This window comes from Proteus vulgaris (genome assembly GCF_033708015.1).
Lineage (GTDB): Bacteria > Pseudomonadota > Gammaproteobacteria > Enterobacterales > Enterobacteriaceae > Proteus.
Genome location: NZ_CP137920.1, coordinates 1,892,918 through 1,913,068 on the forward strand (window position 1 = coordinate 1,892,918; position 20,151 = coordinate 1,913,068).

Sequence of the window (20,151 nt, forward strand, 5' to 3'; positions counted from 1 at the left end):
TCGCCAATATTAAATCCCGCTTAATGGCGGGATTTTTAGATCTTATAGGAAAAATAATGACTGAAGAAATTACGTTTACTGCGACAGAAGTCAATTGCTATGTTGAAGATGATGTCACCATTATCGGAATAGGGGATGATGCTGTTTCTCCTGAGCATTTCATTATTCTTTCAAGATTTGATGAAGAAGATGAAGATATTGATAATTCAATTGGTTTAATGACTTATTTATCTGATATTGAAGCCATTAATATGCTCGAAAAAATCACCCTAGATCGAAAAAATATTACCTTTGTATTAAAAAACGCGTTGGTGATAACAATCCATTTAGATATTGAAGACAACCACTTTGCTCAGCTTAATGATTATCTTCAGCAAATTCTTCTAGGAAGCTCAATTAAACTGATTGAAAAATAACAAGTTCTCTATTTTTCAAGATACAAATGCATTCTTGGAATAATTAATTGTAGCTTTTTAGCTTTAGGGCGATGGCGAATTTGAATGTTGTCGGCATCATAATCAGGAAGTTCGCCTATAACTGGTTTAAAGTCGCTTTCTTTATCAATATAGAAAGCGAATAAAGGCAAGGGGCACGCATATTGCACTTGCTTTTGTTGTTCTGAATACCAAACACGTGCAATAGGTTGTACTTTGACAGGGCGCTTTATTTTTAATTTTGCATTTTCAGGTAACTGAGAAAGCGTGATGATCTCTTTATCGAGACGTTCAGCCCATTGTTCACGGGTATAGGGAGGGACAGCACGATTGGCTTCACGACTTTTTTCTAATTGAGACAGAACATCGTTACGCGTTAGATTTTTAATAATATTCTTATTAGCCCAACCAAAACGTACTGTATCTGGATCAGACAGTAGGGTGAGGGTACGATAAGCATTGAGTGTAATTAAGCCTTTTAATTGGTTGTGGACGAAATCAAACCGTTCTTCCTTTGATATACCTGACTCTTTAGTGACAATATTGGAAAGCTGTTTTTTCAATAAATTTATTTGCTCAATTTGTTTTTTTACAGACTTAAATGTGTGGTTATCCGTACTAAAGCAGAGTACACCGGGTAAACGAATAGCACGTTTACTACTGATGTGTGGGGCATTGTCATAAATAAACAAGTTGGCTATAAGTTTTAAGGAAAGATCCAGCGCATCTTCGTTGTAACTTGGTGACACTGTAACGTAAGTTACTTCATCGTGTTCTTCTTCTTTACTTACATCAGGTAATTCAAATACAACAGATGGCAGTAAAGTTAACGTTCTAAGCGAAGTCGATAACGTTTCAATTTCTGCTTCTAACAGTTTAAAGCAACGGTTAAATTGCTCGATTAAATTATACTTGTTCACTCTGATATCCTTATTTAGTTACAACATACAATTAGCTTTTACTTAAAACACTACATTAACTTCAGTGAAAAGTACATTGCTCGATAGGGGAAAATGCGAAAAACACGGTATACTGTTTTTATATACAGTATACCATGAAAATAGACTCTTATTACGGTTTTGTGGAACAATCTCTAATAATAACGATGTTCAAAAGCAGAAATATAATAAGGTTCTAACAAATCAACATAATAGCCACTTGACTAGTTTTAGTTAATAAACTCCAAGTCAACAATATCAAAAATACCGTGTTTATTGATTTTGTACCCATACATCATCGCCACAATTAGGATGTGTCGGTGGACATTCTGAAGAAGCGATAGCTGTTGTTGAGAGTAAAACAAGAGAAATAGAAAGTGTCATAAGTAGCTTTTTAAAATAATTCATTATCTTTCTCCTTTATAGTTGGTTTGTCATTGCCATCTTAAAAAAGGAGAAAAATGCAATCAATATTATTAATTATCAACTGGCTATCAATTTTTATTGATGTCGGTAATTAATTTATAAGCGTACTGTTTAAGCGCAATGCAATTAAAAGCGCAAAAGTCATTAATAAGGCAATAAATAGTCCGACACCAAGCCAACCGAAACTCACCCAAAATAATCCACCCACGGTGCCTGCAAGGCTAGATCCCGCATAGTAAGTAAAAAGATAAAGTGAAGAGGCTTGGGCTTTTCCTCGTTTAGCTCGACGGCCTACCCAACTGCTTGCGACTGCATGTGCAGCAAAGAACCCCGTCGTTAAAATAAGCATCCCAATAAAAATAAAAGGTAGTGATTCAATCAAAGTAATCAATATGCCAATTAACATCATTGAGATCCCAGCAATGAAGACTTTACCTAACCCGTATTTAGTGGTTAATAAACCTGCTTTAGATGCACTATAAGTACCACTTAAATAGACGATAGAAATCAGACCCACAGTCGTTTGACTTAATGAATAGGGAGCATCTAATAAACGGTAGCCTATATAGTTAAATAAAGTGACAAAACCGCCCATTAATAAACCACCTTCAATAAATAACAAAGGCAACCCCTTATCTCTAAAATGCAATTTAGTGGTAATCAGAAGATTACGAGGTTTTAATGCGGTCGGTCTAAAGTGCTGTGAAGCAGGTAATATTTTCCAGAAAGTAATCGCAGCAAAAAGGGCAAAAATACCCAGAATAACAACAGATAAACGCCAAGAGTAATAATCACTTAATACCCCTGTAATAACACGTCCGCTCATTCCTCCAATCGAGTTCCCACTAATATATAAACCCATTGATAATGCGAGATAAGCAGGGTGAATTTCTTCACTTAAATAGGTCATTGCCACTGCTGCAACGCCACTTAGTGAAAGTCCAACTAAAGCTCGTGTAATTAAAATACCTGTCCAACTATTCATGGTCGCACTTAATAATGTAAAAAATGCAGCGCAAAATAGTGCGATAACCATGACATTTTTACGACCAAAGGCATCTGAAAGTGGACCTGTAATTAATAATCCACATGCCATTAAAGCGGTTGAAAGTGAAAGCGCTAAACTACTGGTTGCAGGGCTGACAGAAAATTCGTTAGATAATACTGGCAATATGGGTTGCACAAAATAGAGTAAGGCAAATGTCGCTAAACCAACCATAAAAAATGACACTGTCACTTTTATATACAGTGCATCATCACGTTGAATATAGTGTTTAGGGTTAGATTGGTGTTGAGCAGGCTTTTCTATACTAGATGTATTGTCTGAAATATCAGTGCCTAAGCTCATATTTTTACTGTCTATTTCATGAGTATCCATTTTGATTAACTTCCATTACTTAAATTTGATTTATGTCAATGTTAGAAATATTTGATTTTTTTGTCTAATATATTAATCATTAGAAATAAGACTTTTAAAATATCAATAATAATATGAGAGAAATATGAATATTGAACTTAGGCATTTACGCTACTTTATTGCCGTTGCAGAGGAGCTTCACTTTGGTAAAGCGGCTGAAAGATTAAATATTTCTCAGCCACCTTTAAGTCAACAAATACAATCACTTGAAAGAGAAATAGGCGCTCGGCTTTTAGAGCGAACTAACCGAACTGTTTCATTAACACCCGCAGGACAAATGTTTTTAAAAGAGTCGTATCAAATTATGGCGCAGGTCAACGCAGCCGCAACGCGTGCAGCTAGAATGGAAAAAGGCGAGTTAGGTGAAATTTCAATTGGTTTTACTTCAACAACACCTTTTATGCATTTAGTGACTTTAAGTTTGCGACAGTTTAGAGAAAATTACCCAGAAGTGGGTATTCATATGCATCAAATGAATACAAAACAACAGATATCGCCGTTACTGACGGGGAGAATTGATCTGGGGATCATGCGAAACACGACATTACCGGAAAATTTGCACCACCAGCTGTTGTTTCGAGAGCCTTTTATTTTGGCGGTTTATGAGGGACACCCTCTGCTTGCTTACAAAGAAACAGGCGTTAATATTCAAGATATTGGGCAATATCCTTTTGTTTTTTTTGAAAGAGATGTTGGTACCGCACTTTATGATGAAATTATTCAACTGCTTAGTTTGTCTGGAATTACGCCAACAATCGCGCAAGAAGCGGGTGAGGCAATGACAATCTTAGGGTTAGTTGCAGCTGGGCTTGGAATTTCTATTGTGACAAAATCATTTACGCGAATGAAAGTTGATGGGGTGCATTATCTGCACTTTGCAAATTCTCAGGCGTTCTCTGAAGTATGGTTAGTTTCACATAATAAACGGGCTATTCCAGCCGCGGCGAATCGATTAACGCAATTGCTGCTAAAAAATATCTTAGATCACCAAAAATCTTGATTTATCTGTGTTTTTGATCACGCTTTTTATGTAAGTATTGTACAATTATCACAATTTGACGACATAATCGGTAATGAATTATTTGGAGCCTCGAATTAATTATGGCTCTTTAATTAAGGATACACTCAATGGGGAACCAACCTAGCCACATCGATCACGTAAAACAATTTAATCTTGGTACAGTCTTTCGATTGATTGATGAACATGGCCCCATTTCTCGTATTTCATTATCAAAAAAGGCAGAGCTTGCGCCGGCAAGTATTACTAAGATCACGCGAGAATTAGTTGAAGCGCACCTTATCCATGAAACAGAGTTCCCAGATGTAGGATTTCGTGGCAGACCTGCTGTTGGATTAAAATTAGAAAGCCAAGGCTGGCAATTTCTCTGTATTCGGGTCAATAAAGGTAGTTTGCTTTTTAGTTTAAGAGAATTAGACAGCAAACTGGTTACTGAAGATACGTTCGATTTTCCCAAAGAATACAGTGATGAGTTTCTTAATCACTTTTTAGCTGCAATTGATAAATTCTTCGAGCGTTATCAATCTCATGTTGAAAGATTGACGGCAATTAGTATTACAATAAATGCTATTGTTGATCCCATTAGTGGCGTTATTTATAGCTCACCTTATTATGATATTAAAGATATTCCACTTGCCGATAAACTCCATGAAAAAACAGGGGTTTCTGTATTTTTACAACATAGTGTAACCGCATGGACAATGGCCGAGTCTTTATATGGTGCGGCAAAAAATACGTCAGATGTTCTGCAAATTGTTATTGATGATATTGTGGGTGCTGGCGTGATAAATAACGGAAAAACGTTACATTCTAACAGTCATAGCGCCATTGAAATCGGACACACAAAAGTTATCGATTCTCAAAATAACTGTTATTGCGGGGCAAAAGGGTGTTTAGAAACAGAAATTGCGATTCCTCAATTAATTAAGAAAGCTCAATTATTAGCTAAAGAAGATCCCACTTCGTTGCTAAACAAATATCCAATTACCGTTGAAACATTGTGTGATGCGATATTGGTTGGCGATAAGCCAGCGCTTGAAATTGTTAATTTAGTCGCTCAGCGATTAGGTTTTATTTTGGCAGTCATGATTAATATCTTTAATCCGCAAAAAATATTAATTGGTTCACCGCTTTGTCGGGCAAAATCCATTTTTTTCCCTTTGCTTTTGAAACAAGTTCAACACCATGTCATGCCACGTTATGCTCAGTCTTTAATTATTGAAGAAACTGAATTAAGAAACAAAGGAACACTGCCTGCGGCTTCGCTCGTAAAAGAAGCCCTCTACAATGGCTCTTTATTAATTGAGTTGATGCAAGGCTAGAGAAAGACTTAGTCTTATCTAAAATATTTTTAATTTGAATATGCATGATCATCAAAGATTGATACGCACTAAATTAAGTAAAAAAACCGTAACAAAAGTGTTTTTCAAGCGTAAATGCGTCAATTGATCATTAACGAATTCTCTATTTTTGACCAATTAACTAAAAAATTGAGCTATCTCAAGCCACCAGAAACAGTGTTACCCTAAACTCTAATCTCTGTCATTTTTTATGAACCTGATTTATCTGTCATAACGGAAGTAAATTATATGTTAACACGCTTTTTTGTTACGGGGACAGATACCAACGTGGGTAAAACTGTTGTAACCCGAGCACTTCTTCAGTCATTAAATCGTGGCGGGTCAACGGCAGTGGGTTATAAGCCTATTGCAACAGAATTGCATGAAACGGTTGATGGTGAACGTAATCGTGATGCTATGATTATTCATAATTCATCGCCTGTTGAAGTTCGCTACGACGAAATTAATCCTATTTTGCTTGATAATTGTTATGTTAGCGAAAATGAAATTGATTTTAATAAAATTTCAAATGAGCTCAATAATTTAAGTAAAAAAGCAGAGTGTGTTGTTATCGAGGGGAATGGTGGTTGGCGTTATCTGCTCGATGATAATACCTTTTATTCTGATTGGGTGGTAAAAGAACAAATCCCAGTTGTTTTGGTTGTTGGTATTCAACCAGGCTGTGTTAATCACTCAATATTAACGGCGCAATCTATTATTAACGATGGTGTAAAATTAGTAGGTTGGGTTGCGAACAGAATAAACCCAGGATTACCTTATTACGCGAAAATTGTGGAAAGGCTGTCTCAGCATATTCCTGCACCGCTGATTGGCGAAATCCCGTATTTATTACGTCCTGAAGAACGTGATCTCTCTTGTTACCTCGATTTAAGTCAGTTAGAAATCCCTGTACCTGCTTAAGAGAGAATATAAAGAAGTTAAGTAACGAAGTGGATTGCTATCTGTTTTTAAACGATACCAAACTTGTTACTTTTAAACGCCTGATGAGTAAATTCATTGGGTGTTTTTATTTTTTCAGTTTTAGCCTCAAGTATAACTAATGATAAAAATAGCACAAAAAATTAGGGCTAAATAAGATAGATAGAATGCAATAAATAACATATTTTTAAACTAGAAGAGCCGTGATTGATAAATAATGGAAAAGAAAAGGGCGCTAATATTGCGCCCTTTTTTGATGACATGATTTTATCAACTATATATTAATGACGAGTATAGATGATTTTCTTGCTATCATTTTCACAAGTTCCGACAACTTTGCCTTCTGTTTGTGCAACTTGGTCATTTTCAACAACAGTTAAAGTAAAATTAGCGGCTGGCACACCATTATTAACAATTTTTTGTTGAATAGATTCAACGACTTCATCACAACCCGCGTTTGCGGCTAAAGGTGCAAACGCAACTAGTGTGGCCATTATTGCAAATACATATTTTTTCATATCATTCTCTCCTTGCTTTTATGGAGTAAAACATCACTGTTTTACACTATTTTCTTACGGGTTAATAGGGCGACCTGTATTACTGTCTAAACAACGACGAGTTTCTGGCTCCCAATATGCATAGATATTTGTGCTTTTTAGGCAAGCATCTCGCTCATCGATGGCTTTATCTATTTTATTAAATTCAATTTTTTCCCGCTGATTGATTTGGGTACGAAGTTCGCGTTTTTGATCCCAGTCTTCTTTCATTTGTCGAGCTTGTTCTTTATCTAAGACATTGTCATAGCCATTGCCATTAATGGTTACATTCGTTGAAGTGGCAACAGAAGAAAAAGAAGACACGGATAAACCAAGAAATAAGGAGAATACCATGGTTCTCATGACTTGTTTCTTAGTGAGCGTATTTATCATGGTTGCTATCCTTTAAAGTTATGTCGCTATTGCTATCAATGGCTATTATATCTTAACAATTATAGCTGATACCTTAATAAAAAATGTGTTTTCAGTGCGTTTAGTTTTGACGATGAACACTTAACCCTGCAAATGACTGACTTACAGGCATCATTTCTAAGGTGTTGATATTGACATGAGCAGGTAATGTTGCTGTCCAATATACCGCCTCTGCCACATCTTCAGGTGTTAACGCATTTGCATTAGCATAAGTTTGCTCAACTTTATCACTATCACCTTTAAAACGAACCAATGAAAATTCTGTACCACCAACAAGACCCGGTTCAATGTCGGTCACGCGGACTTTTTTACCTTGGAGATCGGCCCGTAACCCTAAACTAAATTGCTTAACAAACGCTTTAGTTGCACCATAAACGTTACCGCCCATATAAGGCCAAGAAGCTGCTGTTGAGCTGATATTAATAATATGGCCTTTATTTCGTTCAACCATAAAAGGAAGGATAGCGCGGGTGATATGAACCAGACCTTTATTATTTGTCTCGATCATCGTATCCCAGTCATCAAGGTCGGCTTTATCGGCGGTGTTTAAACCTAGCGCTAAGCCTGCATTATTGACTAATACATCAATTTCACGCCATTTCTCAGGTAATTGTGTGTAAATTTCACTGACTGCTTTTTTATCTGTCACATCTAACTGAAGTGGATAAAATTGCTCACCTAGCTCTTTATGTAAATTATTAAGTTTATCTAAACGACGAGCAGTGCCAATAACTTTGTGTCCATGACTGATAAAATGACGAGCGATGGCTTCACCAAAGCCAGCGGAAGCACCCGTGATAAAAATAATCATTTAATTCCCCTCGATAGTTATAATAATTAAAAGTAAAAGGCCATCACTAGAAAGAGTCAAGTTTAAAACTCGGCTTTGTGATAAATCAGGCTAAAAATAAGCTTCTTTGCTTATATGAAAGATTTTTATCTTTAATCGTAACCTGTATTTTGGTTTTTTAACTGAGCGAAAAAGAGGTGGCTATTACATTGGTTGCTTATTAAAAATAAGAGGTAAACTTGGCATCACGGTAAAATGAATAAACTAAGTAAGAACATGATGATAATAATGATGATGCTACCAATGACAGCAGTAACCAGTGTAGGTGATAAAAGAAAGCAGAAGAAACACAAAATAAAAGTCACCACGATATGAATTAAATCGCTAAACGACTTATATAAAGCCAAGATGATTTTTTTTAGAAAGATAAACGGGTTGTCCATGCCACACAAAAATAAATGCAGATTATCTTAATGCAACATGTTACTAGACTGAGCAAAAAATATAAACTCAGTCTAGTAGAATAGAAAAAGGACGGTTATTTTTTACCGACTTGATGGCCAATAACGCCACCTAAGACACCACCACCAATAGTGCCCAATGCACTACCATCTGTTAAAATAGCACCACCGATAGCACCTGCACCGGCACCAATTGCTGTATTACGATCGCGTTTTGTCATGCTAGAACAACCCGCAAGTGAAAAAAGCAGAACAGAAGCGACGCACAGTGTTCCAATCTTTTTTAACGTGATATTCATTTTTATAAACTCCGATATAAAGGACAATATAAAAATAAACCTCTCGTATTTATACTGGGATCGGAATATTCGGGAACAACAGAGAGAAAACTCTTAAAATAGGTGAACTCCCATAAAATACATTTTAAATGCACTATGGGAACATGACTAAATAGATAAAGAGTGCGAAATGCATTAAGGGTTTGTGCTTTTAATGGTGTCTCATTATCAAAGAATAATTAGGCATTAACCCACGACGATGTGGGTTAATGATTTTTAGTGCTTTGTTTGAAAAATTAGAAGGCTTGACGGAAAACTTCGATGATCTCTTTTTCATTACCTTTTCGAGGGTTAGAGAAGGCATTACCGTCTTTAAGTGCCATTTCTGCCATATATGGGAAATCAGATTCTTTCACACCTAATTCGCATAAATGTTGAGGAATACCAATATCCGCAGAGAGGCGAGCGATAGCGGTAATAGCACGTTCCGCTGCATCCATCACGGATAATCCTGTAATATTTTCACCCATAAATTCAGCAATATCTGCAAATTTTTCTGGGTTAGCAATCAGGTTATAACGCAGTACATGTGGTAATAGCACCGCATTAGCGACACCATGAGGCATATCATATAAACCACCTAGTTGGTGAGCCATCGCATGTACGTAACCAAGATTAGCGTTATTAAATGCCATTCCAGCTAAAAGTGAAGCATAAGCCATATTTTCACGCGCTTTCAGGTTTGTTCCCAAAGCTACGGCTTGACGCAAGTTACGAGAAATTAAACGAATTGCTTGAATAGCTGAGGCATCAGTGACAGGGTTAGCATCTTTAGAAATATAAGCTTCAACAGCGTGAGTTAACGCATCCATGCCCGTTGCGGCGGTGAGTCCAGCGGGTTTGCCAATCATTAACAGAGGATCGTTAATAGAAACAGAAGGGAGGTTACGCCAGCTTACAATAACAAATTTAACTTTAGTTTTTGTATTGGTCAGCACGCAGTGGCGAGTAACTTCACTTGCTGTACCCGCGGTGGTATTCACAGCAATAATGGGTGGGAGTGGATTTGTTAGAGTTTCAATACCTGCATAATTGTAAAGATCACCTTCATGGGTGGCAGCAATACCGATACCTTTACCACAGTCGTGAGGACTACCACCTCCTACGGTAATTATCATGTCACATTGTTCTTTACGGAACATTGCAAGACCTTCAAGAACATTAGTATCTTTTGGATTAGGTTCAGTACCATCAAATACAGCAACATCGATACCCGCTTCCTTTAGATAATGGATAGTTTGATCTACGGCACCATCTTTTATTGCTCGTAGACCTTTATCCGTTACTAGCAGGGCTTTTTTACCGCCTAATAATTTGCAACGTTCACCGACAACGGAAATAGCACCTGGACCAAAAAAGTTAACATTCGGTACCAAGTAATCAAACATACGATAGCTCATGATAAACCTTCCAATATCAGATTATTATTCAGATAAATTAAAGTATTAGTGCATTCTCACCCCATTGGTTATTAAGTCAAGAGCGATGACTCATCAGTGTGATGAATCGATTCATTTAACTTTGGTTCATTTGATATAAGTCAACAGGATATGCATATTTAAAGGCGGATTAACTCAAAACAACGATTTAAACATATTCGATTTGACAGATATGTATTCCAAGTGTACGTTAGAATTTCTTAAAGAAAGGAACAAATATGAAACCGTTGCAATTATTTAAGGTATTAAGTGATCAAACAAGGCTAGATATTGTGTTGCTACTTAAAGCATCGGGTGAATTATGTGTTTGTGATATCTATACAACTCTCAATTTATCTCAACCGAAAACGTCTCGCCACCTAGCTATGTTGAAGGAAAGCGGACTATTACTTGATTCTAAACATGGGAAATGGGTTCATTATCGTTTGTCTCCTACATTATTACCGTGGGTGAAAAATATTATTGAAGTCACCTATGAGGCCGAGAAAAGTAAAATCGCAGAATTACTTCAATTTATTGAAAAAAAAGGATCGGTTAGTTGCTGATCTGAATAAAAATTTTTATTGAAATATATATGAAATAACAGATATGACCTATCTGTATGATAGGCCTTCTGTGAGAGGTTTTTATGCTTATTGCTGTATTAATATTTGTTCTGACAATTACTTTTGTTATTTGGCAACCTAAAGGTTTGGGGATCGGCTGGAGTGCAACAATTGGTGCATTAGCCGCACTATTACTAGGCGTTATTAGTCTTCAAGATATTCCAGTGGTTTGGAATATTGTATGGAATGCAACTGCTACCTTTGTGGCTGTCATTATCATTAGCTTGATCCTTGATGAAAGTGGTTTCTTCGAATGGGCTGCACTTCATGTCGCCAAATGGGGCGGTGGTAAAGGTCGCCTTTTATTTAGCTATATTATTCTGTTAGGTGCATCCGTTGCAGCTCTTTTTGCCAATGATGGCGCAGCGCTTATCTTAACTCCCATAGTGATTGCAATGTTGTTAGCTCTCGGGTTTAGCAAAGGTACAACATTAGCTTTTGTGATGGCGGCAGGATTTATTGCAGATACAGCAAGTTTGCCTTTAATTGTTTCAAATCTAGTTAATATCGTCTCTGCTGATTTCTTTAATATCGGATTTACGGAATATGCTTCAGTAATGATCCCTGTTGATATCGCCGCTATTATCGCGACATTGATCATGTTACATTGGTTTTTCCGCAAAGATATTCCTCAACAATATGATATATCTAAATTAGCGATGCCTGCGACAGTGATTAAAGATGTGAGAACATTTAAAGCAGGTTGGCTAGTATTGTTTCTTTTATTACTGGGTTTTTTCATACTAGAACCTTTGGGTATTCCAATTAGTGCCATTGCCGCTGTTGGTGCGGTAATTTTGTGGTTTATCGCGGCACAGGGAAAGACAATTAATACTCGGAAAGTTTTACGAGGTGCACCTTGGCAAATTGTGATTTTCTCCCTTGGTATGTATCTTGTTGTTTATGGATTACGTAACGCAGGCTTGACTCAATACTTATCGGAAGTTCTTGATTTTCTATCAAATAAAGGTGTATGGGTTGCAACACTAGGAACGGGATATATCACTGCATTCTTATCATCAATTATGAATAATATGCCCACTGTTCTTGTTGGAGCTTTATCTATTGAAGGTAGTAATGCCACTGGTTTAATTCAAGAAGCAATGATTTATGCCAATATCATTGGTGCAGATTTAGGACCCAAAATTACGCCAATAGGAAGTTTAGCAACATTATTATGGTTGCATGTTTTGTCGCAAAAAAATATGACCATTACATGGGGCTATTACTTTAAAACGGGCATTATTATGACGATCCCTGTGCTAACAGTCACATTGGTTGCATTAGTGTTTAGGCTTACATTAATAAATTAGTGATGATGATATGAGCAAAATTACACTTTATTTTATTGTAATTAAGCCAGTACTATTTGATTTAGAAAAAAGAAGGGCGGAAACGATAAAATAAAACACCTGCAAGCAGGTGTTTTATCAGATCCAGCAGATATCGCTTATTCTTCGAAGTACCAATATCCTTGATTGATAAATTCGGTTAATTCCGCAACAAAGGCTGGGTTCTTCAATGCTTCACCGAGTTCCTCTGCGCCAACCTCCGTAAACCGGCACAATGCATCTGCTCCTTGTGTTTCTTTGGTCGCCCAACCCTCTGTATTTACAAAGAAATGGTCTCCGATGCGTAGGACGCGTAGTCCGCTTAGGCGGATCAATTTTTCACCGTCATTCAGCGCATTCAATATTTCTTCTGGTTGATAAGGCGGTTCTGAAGGTGCAATATCTAGCTCATGGCGCGGCGTCGTTGCAAAACGGCCTAACCACTGTTCAAAATCATCAGGTTTATTGATCATTTCAATCATCATGGCACGTAGGCGTTCAACTTCATAAGTCTCCATTTTTCCTGCATTATCACGCACTGTCAGGTTAGGATCGCCATAATTTATGCCCCCCAGATCTTGTTCCAGTGCATAGTCTGCAAAGCTACTCAGTAAATCACGGCCATTGGGTCCACGAAAACCAACTGAATAGTTCATGGTATCTTCAAAGGTGAAACCATCGTGAGGAAACCCAGGTGGAATATACAAAATATCTCCTGGTGACATTTCCACATCAATAATTGGCTCAAAGGGATCAACATGGAGTAAGGCGGGGTGCGGGCAGAACTGGCGCATAGGTAGGGCATCGCCCACGCGCCAGCGACGACGTCCCATACCTTGAATGATAAAAACATCATAGTTGTCAATATGTGGTCCGACACCACCACCAGGCACGGAATAGGAGATCATCAAGTCATCAAGACGCCATTCTGGTAACACTCGAAACGGTTTCACGAGTTCAGCCGCTGGCATATGCCAATGATTGACAGCCTGCACCAGCAGTGACCATCCTTCTTCGCCTAATTCGCTGAAGTCTTCAAACGGGCCGTGACTTGCCTGCCATTTGTTGCCAGTCAGGCTGACAAGGCGGCTGTCAATTTCTGGTTCCATTGCCAAACCAGCCAGTTCATCTGGTGTGATTGGGTCAACAAAATTAGGAAATGCATTTTTCAGTACAACAGGTTTTTTTTGCCAGTATTTTTCTAAAAATTCAGGCCAGTTAAGATTCAGTTTATTAACCATGTGACCACATCTGTATCAATGAATAAGTGGGTAATTATAGAAGTAATATACGGTGATATTTTTGTTTGGCGTCAAAGGTGAGTCAATAACTCTTGAACATAAAGAGTCAGTAAAAAGACTCAATTAACATAATCAACCAGCCCAAAATAGAGATTTCAATGCCTATCCGTATTTAGATATCAAGGTTCGCATAATGTATATTATGTTAAATGGAGGTTGGAGATTAAAACAGCCAGTTCACCCACACCCATATTCCTCAAACCGAGATTATTAAGCATTTAATAACATCACTTCTAACTCAATTGATTAACCTTAAGCGTTCATTTGATTAACTAGCCAACGATGAATGACTTGAACAATATATGCCTGCTCTTCTTCCGTTAATTGACGATGTTTTTCTATACCATGCCAGGTTTTTAAACATCCACGACAACACGTCGCTGTTGCATGCTGAGCAATAAATACAGGATGTCCTCGCATTGGAGTTTGCTTACCATCATTTTTAGGTTCTTCAGTGGCCAAGCGCTTTTGAATAAAATCTAAAGCATGTTGATCGATAGTATCGGGACCTTTATCGATACAGTATTGTCGCTCTTTGGGTCCTAATTTAAATTTTTGCCGAAAAGTTGATTTGGATAACTTGTTAAATAAAAGATCTATATTATTCATTAATTTTGCTACCGACTAGTTTCATTATTCAAATACACATTATTTCTTTTTTATATCAAAGTGTTGAGCCAATACTTTATACCCCTTCTCACTGATAGTCACTTCCCTATATCCTTGATGGCGAGTTAACCATGCTTGCGTCTCTGCGTAATTAAGAAAAACAGCCCCAATTTGTCCGCCTAAATGAAAACGACGTTCACTCCAATCTAAACATGGACAGCAAATATTACGAGAATGCGTTGCTTGAAATTCAATACCCATATTTTTAAATTGCTCAAGACCTAATGTCGTAATAGCACAACCATCTTCGGTTATCCATTTTTGCTGACAAAGTGAATGGTAAATATCAACGGCAACCTCACCGGCTAAATGATTATAACAAGTGCGTGCTCTCCTTAAGTGTTTGGGGGTTGTGATTTTAGCTTGTGAAACATGATCTGTTGAAAAGCACATTAAATTTTCAATAACATTGGCAATTTCATCGTTAGCCAATCGGAAATAACGATATTTACCTTGAGATATTACAGAGATAAGACCGCTAGTGAGTAATTTGGATAAATGGCTACTTGCCGTAGAGGCAGCGATATCAGCCGCAATACCTAACTCAGTCGCTGTCCACGCCCTTCCATCCATCAATGCACAGAGTATTTTGACTCTGGAAATATCAGATATTGCGGCACCAACAGCTGCTATTGCTGACTCTACGGTGTGTTGATATTCCGATTTTATCACTTTGGTCATTTGAAATTGACGTCCTTTTGATAGCATGCCAGTCATTAATAGTGGAATAACGTTAATTGTGGCAAGGTCACGAGCCTATTTAATTACAGATTTTCTGCATCAAATGAATATTCACGAGCCAAAGAAGTAATGCTAATTTTGTAAAAATCGAAAATAGATTTTCGACCTTCTTGTTGCGCATTTTTATGTAAGATATTTTTCTTCCACTGTAAAACAGCGTCTTCATTTTCCCACCAAGACAGTGATAATAATTTGCCTTCGGTTGATAAACTTTGAAACCGCTCTATTGAAATAAATCCTTCAATACCTGTTAGTAACGGTTTTAAGTCAGCAGCTAAAGCTAAATAACGATCTTGTTTTCCGGGTTTGATTTTTACTTCAAATATTACGGCAATCACGGGTGTTCTCCTTTATTTGTAACGACGAGTGTATTTATAAAAAAGGCAAAACACTTCGATAATCACTGAAATGTTGGTTTTTATTTTAAAAGCAAACTCAATGTATTTACTCGCCCATTATCCCAGTTAAAATGCACCAAACGCCCTGTTTTGTCGAAAAAATACCATTGACTAAATTCATTTCGATATTGTGGTGCGAAAATTGTGGGCCATTTAAGTTCAAAGGTGCAGTGATTTTGATTGTTATATAAACGAAATATCGTTAATTCATCTTTTTGCCAATAAATTAATTTTGCTGATCTTGAAATTAAATGCAAAGAATGTTGTTCTTCAATCGATTGAGTATTAGGCAACTGTAAACGTTGGGTATAGTGTGAGTTTATTGATGTGAGCACGCATTTATCATGTTTTACAGTATAATATGAGTGAGACATCAGGTCATATTTGCATCCCTCACTAAAAGTATGAGATAAGCTTTCTCGCTGAGTTAACCAACGATTGGGTAATGTATACGACCAGCGTTCGTTGGGTTCACTATTAATTAGCCAATATTCGGCGCCATTGTGACGAAGAAGCTCGATAATATCACCATTCAACGAATCCACATTCCAAACTATTTTAAAGTCATTTTTAGTATCAACAACGTGAACGGCATTGTGAATGGCAATAGTCCAAAAAACACCATCAAAATTACGGGTGAAAACAGTACATTTTAGCGTACCAAGTTCTTGGATAAACTGTGTTGTGATTGCTAATGAACTAATCTGGAAATAATCACCCCTTGGTGCCAACAATAAAGCGCTTTGGTTATTTTCTGCGATAACAATATGATAAGTTGGAGTTAATTGATGCCAAAGTTGCTTTCCTGCTTTATCTGTTAACAACACTCCAGATTCGCCTAATGCGATAAGATATTGGTGATCATTTAAGGCAACGACATCGTAAATAGCATAAAGCCCTTGTTCTGGAATAGTGGCAGAAATAAAGTGATTTTGCGCATCTAGTGAATAGCATTTAGGTTCTGGAATATCACTCTGAGGGATATCGACTTTAAATAATTTATTCGTACTTTTATGAATAAATTGGCTAATTTCTTTTCTCTCTAATACAGAATGAGCACCATATTGATCAACTATAATAGGTCGAATTAATTGATTAATCAGTTGTTCAGTTAATTTGGTTTGCTTAGGTAATGCTAATAGCTCTCTGACTAAAATGGCGCGTTGAATAGTGGCAAGTGGATCGTTACATACCTTTTTAATATCATCTTGATATAAATGAACAGTGTCAGGTAATAAAAATATTGATTTTACAATACTACGTAGGCTTAATTCTCCACCAGCTTGATAAGCAATTTCTAACCAATGTTTGGCTTTATTACGACTTATTTCATTGTTTAATTGCCAGATAATATCGATAGCTTGTAAATAATCTTCACAGTCAACCAGATATTCAGCCCACTCTTCACGCATCTTATCTGCAATATCAGGATGTTTTTCTTGTAACTGTAATACGACGTAGGAAAAAGCATTATGTAGGCGAGCATAAATAACAGCAGAATCAATATCGCCCGCTAAGCAATATAAGCGAATAATATAAGCCGGTGGCATTGCCCATAATCGAGCTAGTTCAGCGGCTTGTTGATAGCGTTGAAAGCTTTCTAAATAATCTAGAGCTTCTTCTTTTTCTTGCAATAATTCAGCCAGAACAAATAACGCTTCTTCATTACGCCCTGCTTTATCTAGCTTTATAAACTGTTGACGATAAAGTTGTTTTAAATAATTTTGCAGTTCATCTCCAAAATAAAGACTTTTACGTCCTTGTTGATTGTCTGATATTTCTAGTTTATTTCGCCCTTTTAATCGCCCTAAATAAGGTGAAGGCGTAGTTTCTTGGTTTTCTTGATGCTTACTCAGTGGAATACCATGACGCAATGCTTGATCGACATTACCATCTTCAAACATTTTCATCATTTTATTAATATAATTCGCTTGTTGCTTACTCATCATAGAGGCTAATCCGCTTTTAATTGAAAGCTTATTTAGCCAATGTTGCCACCGTGATAATTGAGATGTCGTTTTAGATGAAGAGTACATCGCTTCACGATTTTGGGGCGTCAGAAAGTTATTAATGATTTTCTGAGTTAGTGATAACGACGCTTTTGCATGAGGTTCTTGTGTTTGAGATGACGACGAAGCGTTTTCAAATACTGTTTTTATAAATTGCTTTTGTTTATCATCTGCCGGTGGAATATTGTCACCAATAATCGTTCTAATATTTTTCTCTTCTGACAATGCTTGAGGTTTTATCTCATATAGACTGGCGTAGTTATCAGTTTCTTCAAAATGAATCTCTTTAATATCAAGATAATCAGCAAGTGATAGAGGTTCAGCTTGTGAAAATAGAAGTGTTGTTACAACACCACTACGAACTAAAGCAAGATCTGCATAAGGAAGCTTTTTGAGCTCATCATCATCTAAAGGTGCTGTGCTATAAAGGCGACCGTAACGAATTAAAGGCCATCCCTCAATGGATGAGCAATCCAGCGTTTTATTTTCAGCAAAACAGAGAACGTCCCCTTGTTCGAATCGATAAATACGACAATTAGTTTGCCAATGTTTTATTAAATAAGTCAGCCGTTGAGTCTCGTTAAACCAGTCATTTGGTAGCCATAAACCTTCGATCTGACGATATCCCAATAACATGGGGTGACGAATATAATCATCACGCATTTGGGGTGTCACCTTCTTGTTCAATGGTATACAGATTTAGGCGTAATTGTTTTTGGTATACATCATAAACAACGACTTGAGCATGCTCTGTTAATGCAGCAAAAAGACCTTTAGATGGGCTAAATGAGTAACGTGTAAACGGATTATCTGCACGATATAAAATTTCTATATCACCGTTTGAATAACTGGCAATATTTCGTTTGTTTGGGCTGATCATCAAAATATTCAAGGTGGTTAAATCGACTTCTGAAGAGCCATCGAGTATAGGATGAAAAAGCCCTATTCCTTGCCACCCTTGAGGTAAGTCTATTGGATAACCATAAACCTCATCAACTTCCATATTATAGACATGCCAACTTTGTCGATTAGTATCTAATGAAATAGCACAAGAGATTGATTTAGAACCATCAGTATATTTATGGTAATAGGCAAATAAGGCACTTCTTTGATAGGAAATAAATTGAGGGAAATAGAGTTGATGTTGATAACGCTTTTGAGAAAAGTCAGCACCCGTGACCATTTGAACTAATTGACTACTCTCATTGAGATAAATATATACCAGCAGATTATCTGCTATTTTCTCTATGCCAAGGACTTTCTCTTCAACGATTTTAAAGCTATTTTTTTCTTCAGCATAAATATTGTGTGAAAAGGCGACCAACTGTTTCGCCCTATCATGAACAAATAAACTGAAATATTCCTTATTATTATTAGCTAAATAAGCACTAGCCAGTGTATTACCTCGCCCAATACCCGCTGAAAACGCTTTATCAGAAGGTCGAGGCATATAAGAGAGTTTGGGTAATTGCCAAAAATAGAGTCCGTTGTTATTGGAAAGCAATGCGCCTACCTTTCTCCCGTGACACTGTAACGCCAAAACAGTGTAACCATCAGGATATACTTGGTATACAAACGGTTTTTTAAGTTCACGGTTTTGATTTAATCTATTCAGTGGTGGAACTTTGATCACTAGAAGTCCAGGTTTGCCTAATAAAGTAACACCTACCGCGCTACCATGAAATGAGATAACAGGCGAAAACATCAGTGATATTTTGTGTTTGTGTTGATGCGTATTTTGCACTGAAGGAGGTCTTATTTGCCCTTTTAATATCTGTGAGCTTAATGCACTAGGCGGTGTTGATAATACAAGATGTCGTTGAAAATGAGGTGTGCGAATTTTGACATCAATCGTTTTATTGAAACAATCATCTGCCGTTAATTCAATATGATGACTTGATGCAATGGGTTTCAATATAGGTTGTTGATGAGCGCCCGTGACTAACCAAATCTCACCGTTTTGTGCATCAATATCTTCGCTAATAACGTTTTGCCAATGTGTAATATTTTCTTGTAAAACAGGAGAGTAAGTTCGACGTGTCAATAATTCATATAGATCATTTATGGTGTTTAAAGGCATTAATGGAATGATTGATTGGAGTGTTCCCCACATTAATGTACACCCCGCTTTTTCTGCTCGCTGAGCCAATAAAATAAGTAATGCAATGTGGACTAGACGACATTCACCCAGTTGCGAAATTCCCGTATCAAAAAGGACGGTGATTTGATTTAAAGATTGTTGAGATTTATAGTTTGGTGCTAAAAAGAGATGTTCTGCATTGATGGCTCGTCTCATAAATTCATCAGGCACTTCATCAGCCATTAACCACTCGCTAAGTAGCAGATTTTGATAATTTCCTTTGCGCTGTATTTGACCAATACCATCTTGTTCAGGTACGCCACCAAGTTGTGCTCCTTGTACAGGGCCCAATACACGATTCAGGCGTTGTAATACATCAGAAAATGCAGGAATTAGTTCGGGATCTAACCAGCTAAGCCAAGGTTGCCAAGGTTGTAGTGCTTCGGGTAACGAGATGGATTGTGTTGTGGATAATGGCATGATGATAATTCGATCCTTGTATCACATTA

At 37.1% G+C, this 20,151-nt stretch carries 19 protein-coding genes; 6 read left to right on the forward strand and 13 right to left on the reverse strand.

The genetic code is table 11. The annotated features are described in order from the left end of the window. The first annotated feature begins 56 nt into the window (after nt 1–56). Nucleotides 57–416 carry a hypothetical protein gene (locus SB028_RS09080; protein WP_069369209.1) on the forward strand — a complete coding sequence of 120 codons (360 nt, stop codon included), beginning with the start codon at nt 57–59 and terminating at the stop codon, nt 414–416. Nucleotides 417–424: 8 nt separating this feature from the next. On the opposite strand, the gene tus is transcribed toward SB028_RS09080, so the two are convergent. Both tus and SB028_RS09090 read right to left on the reverse strand, forming a co-directional pair. Continuing rightward, a complete protein-coding gene (tus, locus tag SB028_RS09085) occupies nt 425–1,354 on the reverse strand; it encodes a DNA replication terminus site-binding protein (protein WP_069369208.1) in 930 nt (309 codons plus the stop codon). Nucleotides 1,355–1,889: 535 nt separating this feature from the next. Beyond that, complete coding sequence (locus SB028_RS09090) at nt 1,890–3,176, reverse strand: MFS transporter (RefSeq protein WP_069369207.1); 1,287 nt, start codon at nt 3,174–3,176, stop codon at nt 1,890–1,892. A 124-nt stretch (nt 3,177–3,300) separates the two neighbouring features. Here SB028_RS09090 and SB028_RS09095 point away from each other — a divergent pair, with 124 nt between their 5' ends. The 3 genes from SB028_RS09095 to bioD all read left to right on the forward strand — a co-directional run bounded on the left by SB028_RS09095 (nt 3,301) and on the right by bioD (nt 6,494). Next, entirely contained in the window at nt 3,301–4,215 is a 915-nt protein-coding gene (locus SB028_RS09095) for a LysR family transcriptional regulator (RefSeq protein WP_069369206.1), read from the forward strand. Between the two features lie 128 nt (nt 4,216–4,343). Then, on the forward strand, nt 4,344–5,555 hold the full coding sequence (locus tag SB028_RS09100) for an ROK family transcriptional regulator (protein ID WP_069369205.1): 1,212 nt from the start codon (nt 4,344–4,346) through the stop codon (nt 5,553–5,555). Between the two features lie 267 nt (nt 5,556–5,822). Continuing rightward, nucleotides 5,823–6,494 carry a dethiobiotin synthase gene (bioD, locus tag SB028_RS09105; RefSeq protein ID WP_069369204.1) on the forward strand — a complete coding sequence of 224 codons (672 nt, stop codon included), beginning with the start codon at nt 5,823–5,825 and terminating at the stop codon, nt 6,492–6,494. Between the two features lie 299 nt (nt 6,495–6,793). Here the strand turns inward: bioD and SB028_RS09110 are convergent, their stop codons facing one another. The 5 genes from SB028_RS09110 to dhaT all read right to left on the reverse strand — a co-directional run bounded on the left by SB028_RS09110 (nt 6,794) and on the right by dhaT (nt 10,469). Next, nucleotides 6,794–7,030, reverse strand: coding sequence for a DUF1161 domain-containing protein (locus tag SB028_RS09110; RefSeq protein ID WP_069369203.1), 237 nt, complete (start codon nt 7,028–7,030; stop codon nt 6,794–6,796). A 54-nt stretch (nt 7,031–7,084) separates the two neighbouring features. After that, on the reverse strand, nt 7,085–7,402 hold the full coding sequence (locus SB028_RS09115; protein WP_248620649.1) for a DUF1283 family protein: 318 nt from the start codon (nt 7,400–7,402) through the stop codon (nt 7,085–7,087). A 139-nt stretch (nt 7,403–7,541) separates the two neighbouring features. Then, a complete protein-coding gene (ydfG, locus tag SB028_RS09120) occupies nt 7,542–8,291 on the reverse strand; it encodes a bifunctional NADP-dependent 3-hydroxy acid dehydrogenase/3-hydroxypropionate dehydrogenase YdfG (RefSeq protein ID WP_069369201.1) in 750 nt (249 codons plus the stop codon). A 517-nt stretch (nt 8,292–8,808) separates the two neighbouring features. Beyond that, the gene (osmB, locus tag SB028_RS09125) at nt 8,809–9,030 is read right to left on the reverse strand and encodes an osmotically-inducible lipoprotein OsmB (RefSeq protein WP_006536908.1); all 222 of its coding nucleotides are present in this window, start codon (nt 9,028–9,030) and stop codon (nt 8,809–8,811) included. A gap of 275 nt (nt 9,031–9,305) precedes the next feature. Beyond that, a complete protein-coding gene (dhaT, locus tag SB028_RS09130; protein WP_318860117.1) occupies nt 9,306–10,469 on the reverse strand; it encodes a 1,3-propanediol dehydrogenase in 1,164 nt (387 codons plus the stop codon). Nucleotides 10,470–10,726: 257 nt separating this feature from the next. Between dhaT and SB028_RS09135 the strand changes: the two genes are divergently transcribed. Beyond that, a complete protein-coding gene (locus SB028_RS09135; RefSeq protein ID WP_069369199.1) occupies nt 10,727–11,053 on the forward strand; it encodes a metalloregulator ArsR/SmtB family transcription factor in 327 nt (108 codons plus the stop codon). 83 nt (nt 11,054–11,136) lie between these two features. After that, nucleotides 11,137–12,426, forward strand: coding sequence for an arsenic transporter (locus SB028_RS09140; protein ID WP_318860118.1), 1,290 nt, complete (start codon nt 11,137–11,139; stop codon nt 12,424–12,426). 137 nt (nt 12,427–12,563) lie between these two features. Here SB028_RS09140 and SB028_RS09145 read toward each other — a convergent pair whose 3' ends face one another. The 6 genes from SB028_RS09145 to SB028_RS09170 all read right to left on the reverse strand — a co-directional run bounded on the left by SB028_RS09145 (nt 12,564) and on the right by SB028_RS09170 (nt 20,122). Further along, on the reverse strand, nt 12,564–13,685 hold the full coding sequence (locus SB028_RS09145; RefSeq protein WP_069369198.1) for a cupin domain-containing protein: 1,122 nt from the start codon (nt 13,683–13,685) through the stop codon (nt 12,564–12,566). Between the two features lie 312 nt (nt 13,686–13,997). After that, nucleotides 13,998–14,354 (reverse strand): DUF4186 domain-containing protein, encoded by a 357-nt coding sequence (locus SB028_RS09150; RefSeq protein ID WP_069369197.1) that lies wholly within the window; start codon nt 14,352–14,354, stop codon nt 13,998–14,000. Between the two features lie 39 nt (nt 14,355–14,393). Beyond that, nucleotides 14,394–15,095 carry an ArsR/SmtB family transcription factor gene (locus SB028_RS09155; protein ID WP_069369196.1) on the reverse strand — a complete coding sequence of 234 codons (702 nt, stop codon included), beginning with the start codon at nt 15,093–15,095 and terminating at the stop codon, nt 14,394–14,396. A gap of 83 nt (nt 15,096–15,178) precedes the next feature. Then, nucleotides 15,179–15,493, reverse strand: coding sequence for an antibiotic biosynthesis monooxygenase family protein (locus SB028_RS09160; protein WP_069369195.1), 315 nt, complete (start codon nt 15,491–15,493; stop codon nt 15,179–15,181). Nucleotides 15,494–15,573: 80 nt separating this feature from the next. Further along, nucleotides 15,574–18,225: a bpX6 domain-containing protein gene (locus SB028_RS09165; protein WP_318860119.1), complete on the reverse strand. Its 2,652-nt coding sequence runs from the start codon at nt 18,223–18,225 to the stop codon at nt 15,574–15,576. Then, nucleotides 18,218–20,122, reverse strand: a complete 1,905-nt coding sequence (locus SB028_RS09170) for a hypothetical protein (protein WP_069369193.1) — start codon at nt 20,120–20,122, stop codon at nt 18,218–18,220. Before SB028_RS09170 ends, SB028_RS09165 begins: the two co-directional genes overlap by 8 nt. Nucleotides 20,123–20,151 lie beyond the last annotated feature (29 nt).